6 protein-coding genes are annotated in these 5,911 nt (G+C 74.0%); 3 read left to right on the top strand and 3 right to left on the bottom strand.

Annotation, left to right across the window (positions count from 1 at the left end):
* Together FV229_RS24670 and FV229_RS24665 are read left to right on the top strand one after the other, a co-directional pair.
* Window positions 1-280: DUF1214 domain-containing protein (locus tag FV229_RS24670; RefSeq protein WP_147754473.1), on the top strand; the 280-nt coding region annotated here is incomplete at its 5' end.
* A complete protein-coding gene (locus FV229_RS24665; protein ID WP_246688329.1) occupies window positions 268-927 on the top strand; it encodes a hypothetical protein in 660 nt (219 codons plus the stop codon). The genes FV229_RS24670 and FV229_RS24665, both read left to right, overlap by 13 nt.
* Window positions 928-940: 13 nt before the next feature.
* On the opposite strand, the gene FV229_RS24660 is transcribed toward FV229_RS24665, so the two are convergent.
* Window positions 941-2,719 (bottom strand): chloride channel protein, encoded by a 1,779-nt coding sequence (locus tag FV229_RS24660; protein ID WP_147754472.1) that lies wholly within the window; start codon window positions 2,717-2,719, stop codon window positions 941-943.
* Window positions 2,720-2,804: 85 nt separating this feature from the next.
* On the opposite strand from FV229_RS24660, the gene FV229_RS24655 reads away from it, so the two are divergent.
* A complete protein-coding gene (locus FV229_RS24655) occupies window positions 2,805-3,248 on the top strand; it encodes a helix-turn-helix domain-containing protein (RefSeq protein ID WP_147754471.1) in 444 nt (147 codons plus the stop codon).
* Window positions 3,249-3,474: 226 nt separating this feature from the next.
* Here FV229_RS24655 and metB read toward each other — a convergent pair whose 3' ends face one another.
* Window positions 3,475-4,638: a cystathionine gamma-synthase gene (metB, locus tag FV229_RS24650; RefSeq protein ID WP_147754470.1), complete on the bottom strand. Its 1,164-nt coding sequence runs from the start codon at window positions 4,636-4,638 to the stop codon at window positions 3,475-3,477.
* Between the two features lie 222 nt (window positions 4,639-4,860).
* Complete coding sequence (locus tag FV229_RS24645) at window positions 4,861-5,748, bottom strand: hypothetical protein (RefSeq protein WP_246688328.1); 888 nt, start codon at window positions 5,746-5,748, stop codon at window positions 4,861-4,863.
* Between the last annotated feature and the right edge of the window lie 163 nt (window positions 5,749-5,911).

Here is a 5,911-nt window from a genome sequence, read left to right as displayed (position 1 = left end):
CGCCTGGACCCTGACGGCGGCCGGCCGCGGCGCACCCGAGCCCGGCCGCCCGGGCTTACGCGAGGGCTTCACCTCCACCGAGATCCTGCGCGAGGCCGACGGGCGCTTTTCGATCGTCGTCGGCCCGGAGGTCGAGCCCGGCAACTGGCTGCCGAGCCCGCGCGCCAGCGGCCCGATCCGCCTGGCGCTGCGCCTCTACGACACCCCCGTGGCCGCCAGCGCCGGGACCCTCGACCGCGACGCGGTGCCGGCGATCACCCGGATGGGATGCGCCTCGTGAACCTGTGCGTCGTCTACGCCACCGCCTGCGGGCTGGCGCTCGCCGGGATCGTCCACGTGGCGACGGTGTTCGCGATTCCGGCCCTGTCGGAGACCGACGCCCTCACCCGCGCCCGCTCCAGCGAGAGCCTGGAGCACCCGCAGCGGGTCTACACCCTGGCGACCCACGGCGAGCCGGCCCCGGCCGAGGCGTGGCTGCCGATCCCCGACCCGTCCGTGGCGGTCGGCGTCTGCGCCTACGACCTGGAGGACGGCCCGATGCGGGTTTCGGCCCGGACCGGCGCGATGATGCTGTCGCTGGCGGTGCACGGCCGCAAGGGCGCCTTCTACGCGGTCACCGACCAGGCCGCGGTGCGCGGCGCCCTCGACCTCGTGGTGCTGACCCGGGCGCAGTACGACGCGGCCTTGGCCAACGACGACGAGAACGAGCCGAGCCGCGACGTGCGCATCGTCGCCCCGGGCGACCAGGGCTTCGTCGTCGTCCGCGTCATCGCAGGCCTGCCGAGCCAGCGGGCCGCGGCCAACGACGCGGTGCAGGCGGTCTCCTGCACCACCGACAGCCCGGACGAGCCGGACCCCGAGCCCGCGCCGACCAACCCACCGCCGACCAACCCGCCGCCGGCCGGCCGCGCCAAGCCGAACGGCTGACGCGGCCTTCGGCTCACGCCGCCCTGCGCCGCCTGACGAAGGTGGCCTGCCGCTCCGCCTCGGACCGGTTCACCGCGGCGCGGACCTGCAGCAGGTCCTTGCGCGTGACGAGGCCGACCAGCGTGCCGCTCTCCGCATCGGTGACCGGCAGGCGCCCCTGCCCCGTCGTCAGCATCAGGTCGAGGGCGTGCGCGGTGACGTCGCCCGGGTGGACGACGGCCAGCGACGCGTCGGAGACCCGCTCACCAAGGCGCTCCGAACCGTCGCAGCCGTCCGTCCGCCACAGCAGCGCGTCGCCGCGGGTGACGAGGCCGACGGGGCGGTTCTCGCCGTCCACCACCGGGTAGGCGTGGTGGCGCCCCGCCTCCATCGCCGCCACCGCGTCGGCGACCGGCATGTCGGCCCCGAGGGTGTCGACCGACGCGACCATGATCTCGGCGACGCGGGTGAACTCGTAGGGGTCGATGCCGTATTCGCGGGTGACGTGCTGGCCGCGCCGGGCGATCTTCTCCGTCAGGATCGAGCGCTTGAGCAGCAGCACCGTCACGGCGTAGGCCGCGGCCGAGGCCGCCAGCAGCGCGGGCAACGCGTGCACGTCGCCGGTGAGCTCGACGGCGAACAGCGTGCCGGTGAGCGGCGCCCGCATGGTGCCGCCGAGCATCGCCGCCATGCCGAGGAGCGCCCAGAATCCCGGGTCGCCCGGCAGGGCCGACCCGGCGAGCCAGCCCATCGCCCCGCCGAGGATCAGCAGCGGCGCGAGTACGCCGCCGGAGGTGCCCGAGGACAGCGCCACGAGCCAGATCGCGGCCTTCACGACCAGGATCAGCAGCACGGCCGTCAGCACCATGTGGCCGCCGAGCAGGTCGGCGATGACGTCGTAGCCCACGCCGAGCGCCCGCGGCTCGACCAGCCCGCCGAGGCCGACCGCGAGGCCGCCCAGCGCCGGCCACCACATCCAGTGGATCGGCAGGCGCTCGAACGCGTCCTCGAGGGCGTAGAGCAGCGTCGTCAGCACGCCCGAGAGCAGCCCCGCGGCGAGGCCGACGCCGACGCAGGCCGCCAAGCCCCACCACGGCAGTGCCGGGTCGGCGGCGAAGGGGAACAGCGGCCCGGCCCCGAACAGGCTCGGCCGCAGCATCGTGGCGGTGACGGCGGCGGCGGCCACCGGGATGAAGCTGCGCGGGCGCCACTCGAACAGCAGCAGCTCCACCGCGAGCAGCACGGCGGCGACCGGCGTGCCGAAGATCGCGGTCATGCCGGCGGCCGCGCCCGCGACGAGGAGCGTCTTCCGCTCGGCGGCGCTCAGGTGGAAGAACTGCGCGAACAGCGAGCCGATCGCCCCGCCGGTCATGATGATCGGCCCCTCGGCGCCGAACGGGCCGCCGGTGCCGATCGAGATCGCCGACGAGACCGGCTTCAGCACCGCGACCTTCGGCGACATCCGGCTGCCGCCGATCAGGATCGCCTCGATCGCCTCCGGGATGCCGTGGCCGCGGATCTTCTCCGAGCCCAACCGCGCCATCAGGCCGATCGCGAGGCCGCCGAGCGGGGGCACGCAGACCATCCAGAGCGAGGGCGTGGCCCCGGCCAGCGAGGTCGCCCCGACATCGATCCGGCCGAACCAGACGAGGTTCGTCACGAAGGCGACGAGGGCGAGCAGGCCCCAGGCCGCGACCGTGCCGCCGAGGCCGACCACGACCGCCATGGCGCACAGCACGAAGAGGCGTCGGTCGGTGCGGAAATCACCCAGAACGCGACGCCCGGCGGGCGGGGCTGCCTTCGAGACCGGCATGCGGCTGAACCTCCTGTAGGATGCGGTACGGCCCCATATATATATCGTAACCCGATATATTGAACCCCACGCTTGGAGGTGGACGATGGATTCGGATGCCGGCTCGGTCCTCTCGCGTGAGACCTACGCCGCGATCGCGCGCTTCCGCCTGGAGCTGCGGCGTTTCCTCGCCTTCAGCGAGGCGGCGGCAGGCAAGGTCGGCCTGCCGGCCCAGCAGCATCAGGCGCTGCTGGCGATCGCAGGCCACGACGGGCCGCCGACGGTCGGGTTCGTGGCCGAGCAGCTGTTGATCGCGCCGCAGACCGCGGCCGAGCTCGTCGCGCGGATGGTGGACAAGGGCTTCCTGACCAAGGCGGCGGAGGCGCGCGACCGCCGGCGGATGGCGCTGTCGCTGACGCCGAAGGCGATGGCGGTGCTGCAGCAGCTGACGACGGCCCACCTCGCGGAGCTGCAGACCCTGGAGCCGGCCCTCGCCACCGCCCTGGCCACGGCGCTGGACCGCGTGCACGGCCGCTCCGACGCGGGGTGATGATGGTGCGGAGCGGAGACCGATTGAGCAGCCCCCCTCGGTACGGCCCCGAATGGATCGTTCGAGGCGAAGGCGCGGCCCCCTCTCCCGTCCGGGAGAGCGTTGGGGTGAGGGGTGCGGCCTCTCCGGAGAAACCTGGCCCCTCACCCTGTCCCTCTCCCGGACGGGAGAGGGGACCCGCGCCTCAACGGCTCGTCTGTGAAATTACCAGTCCCTGGACCCGCGGTTAGCCCGCCTGGACGGCGTCGAGCGCCTGGGCGAGGTCGGCCAGGAGGTCGTCCTCCGCCTCGAGGCCGATCGACAGGCGGAGCAGCCCGCCGGTGATGCCGGCGATGGCGCGGGCCTCGGGGTCCATGGCGGCGTGGGTCATGGTCTCGGCGTGCGAGATCAGGCTCTCGACCCCGCCGAGCGATTCGGCGAGCGTGAACACCTGGACCCGGCCCACGACCTGGCGGACCGCCTCGCGGCCGCCGACGAGTTCGAAGCTCAGCATGGCGCCGAAGCCGCTCTGCTGGGCCCTGGCCAGCGCATGGCCCGGATGGCTGGCGAGGCCGGGATAGTACACCGCGGCGACGGCCGGGTGCCCGGCGAGGAACGCGGCCAGGCGCCCGGCGGTCCGCTGCTGCTGCTCGACCCGCACGAACAGGGTGCGCACGCCCCGCAGCGTCAGGTAGGCGTCGAACGGCGAGCCGGTGACGCCGATGGTGTTGGCCCAGGCGGCGAGCTCGTCGCCGACGGTGGCGTCCGCCGCGACCACCGCGCCGCCGACGACGTCGGAATGGCCGTTGAGGAACTTGGTCGTGGCATGCACGACGAGGTCGGCGCCGAGCGACAGGGGCCGCTGCAGGGCCGGCGACAGGAAAGTGTTGTCGACCACCGAGAGCGCGCCGGCCGCCCGGGCGAGCCCGGTGACGCGGCGGATGTCCACGACGCGCATCAGCGGGTTGCTCGGCGTCTCGATCAGCACGACCTTGGGCTTCCTCGCGAAGGCCGCCTCCAGGGCCGCCGGGTCGGTCTGGTCGACGAAGGCCACCGCGTAGTGCCCGCGCGCCGCGCGGAGGCTGAGCAGGCGGTGCGTGCCGCCGTAGCAATCGTGCGGGGCGACCAGGAGGTCGCCCGGCCGCAGGCTCGACAGGGCGAGGTCGAGGGCCGCCATGCCGCTCGACACCACCACCGCGCGGGCGCCGCCCTCGAGCTTGGCGAGGGTGTCGGCGAGCTGGTCGCGCGTCGGGTTGCCCAGCCGCGAGTAGTCGTAAGGCCCCGGCTTCTCGAAGGCCGGGAACTTGTACGTCGTCGAGAGATGGATCGGGGCGATGACGGCGCCGTAGGACGTGTCCGCGGCCACGCCGTTGGTGGCGGCGATCGTGCGGGGATCTCTGGGTTCGGTCATCGCGTCTGGTCCTCCCGGGAATCGGTTCGCGGTGCGATCCGAAGGCCCCGCCGAGGCGTTCTTTATAGAGGACGAAACGGCCTTACAACAAAACGATGCAAAGATCCGCTCAGGCTCATACCGAACCTCGCTGAGCTCGGCTCATCGGGGTTCGGGCCCCCGCGACTGCGGGGCGGCGGGAGTCCGCCGGACCTCATGGATCTTGACCCGTGAGACTGGGTATCAATCCTTCACGACCAACGGCCGCACCGACGGACCCGAGGCGGCGATGCCCCCGCGCGGCGGCATCGCCTCGGGCAACGCCATGTCCTCGCCCGGAACGAGGCCGCAGCGGAAGGCAACCTCGGGCGGGAGCAGCGGATCGAGGAGCGTGCGGCGGGCGGCCAACCCGGCGACGCCGCGCTCCGCTCCCACGGATTCGGGGCCCGGCACCGCGACGACGAGGTGCTCCAGCGCGTAGCGGTAGCGCGCCGTGCGCTCGGCGGTCTCCAGGCGGACCCAGGCGATGAGGCAGCGGTTCTCGGCGACCCGCATCGCGGCGTTGCGCACGTCGTCGTCGTCGAGCGCCTTGGCGAAGGGAAGGCTGCGCAGGCGCAGGGCGTCGGCGTCGATCACCCGCGCGGCGATCGCGACGAAGGGCGGGATCAGCCGGGCGTCGGCGACCGCGTCCTCGGACAGGCGGCGGTAGCGCGAGACCGGCGAACGCGCGGGCTCGGCCACCAGCCCGTCATGGTAGGCGGCCACGTCCCCCGGCCGCCAGGAGGGCGGCAGCACGCGGGCGCGGGTGAGGTTGGCGAGCACGTCGATGAACGCGGCCTGGGGCGCCGCCGGCATCAGGAAGCGCCAGGCGCGGGCGCGCAGGGTCTGCTCGTCGTCGGTCAGCGGGAAGGCGGAGGCCGGCTCGCCGCGCTCGCGGGCCGCCAGCGTGCCGGTGGTCTCGACCAGCGCGTTCCAGGCGCCGGCCTTCGGGCGGCCGAAATCGCCCTGCTGCGCGCAGGCCGCCAGGAGCGCGGTGAGGAACGCGGCGGTGACCGCGCAGGTCGCGACCGGGCTCGTGCGGCGCCGGGCGCCCGCGATCGGAACCGGCACGCGCCGGGCCTGGCTCGGCATGGACCGCCTCGTTCGGGTGTCGGTGTGAGGACTGGGCGTTGAGACGCGGGCCCGGCGGATCGCCCGCCGGAGGCCGGATCAGGAGGCGAGGCGCTCGTAGCGCACGCCGAGGAACAGCAGGATCTCGCCGCGGCGCTCGCCGGCCTCGGGGCGGCGGCGGGGC

It is taken from the genome of Methylobacterium sp. WL120, from assembly GCF_008039465.1.
In the GTDB taxonomy this organism is placed as follows: domain Bacteria; phylum Pseudomonadota; class Alphaproteobacteria; order Rhizobiales; family Beijerinckiaceae; genus Methylobacterium; species Methylobacterium cerastii.
Note: the sequence above shows the minus strand (reverse complement) of the source record. Positions and strands in the feature narration are given on the sequence as shown.

Coding starts and splice junctions, on each gene's coding strand:
- FV229_RS24665 (WP_246688329.1), top strand. CDS start 268: ATGCGCCTCGTGAACCTGTGCGTCGTCTACGCCACCGCCTGCGGGCTG.
- FV229_RS24660 (WP_147754472.1), bottom strand. CDS start 2,719: ATGCCGGTCTCGAAGGCAGCCCCGCCCGCCGGGCGTCGCGTTCTGGGT.
- FV229_RS24655 (WP_147754471.1), top strand. CDS start 2,805: ATGGATTCGGATGCCGGCTCGGTCCTCTCGCGTGAGACCTACGCCGCG.
- metB (WP_147754470.1), bottom strand. CDS start 4,638: ATGACCGAACCCAGAGATCCCCGCACGATCGCCGCCACCAACGGCGTG.
- FV229_RS24645 (WP_246688328.1), bottom strand. CDS start 5,748: ATGCCGAGCCAGGCCCGGCGCGTGCCGGTTCCGATCGCGGGCGCCCGG.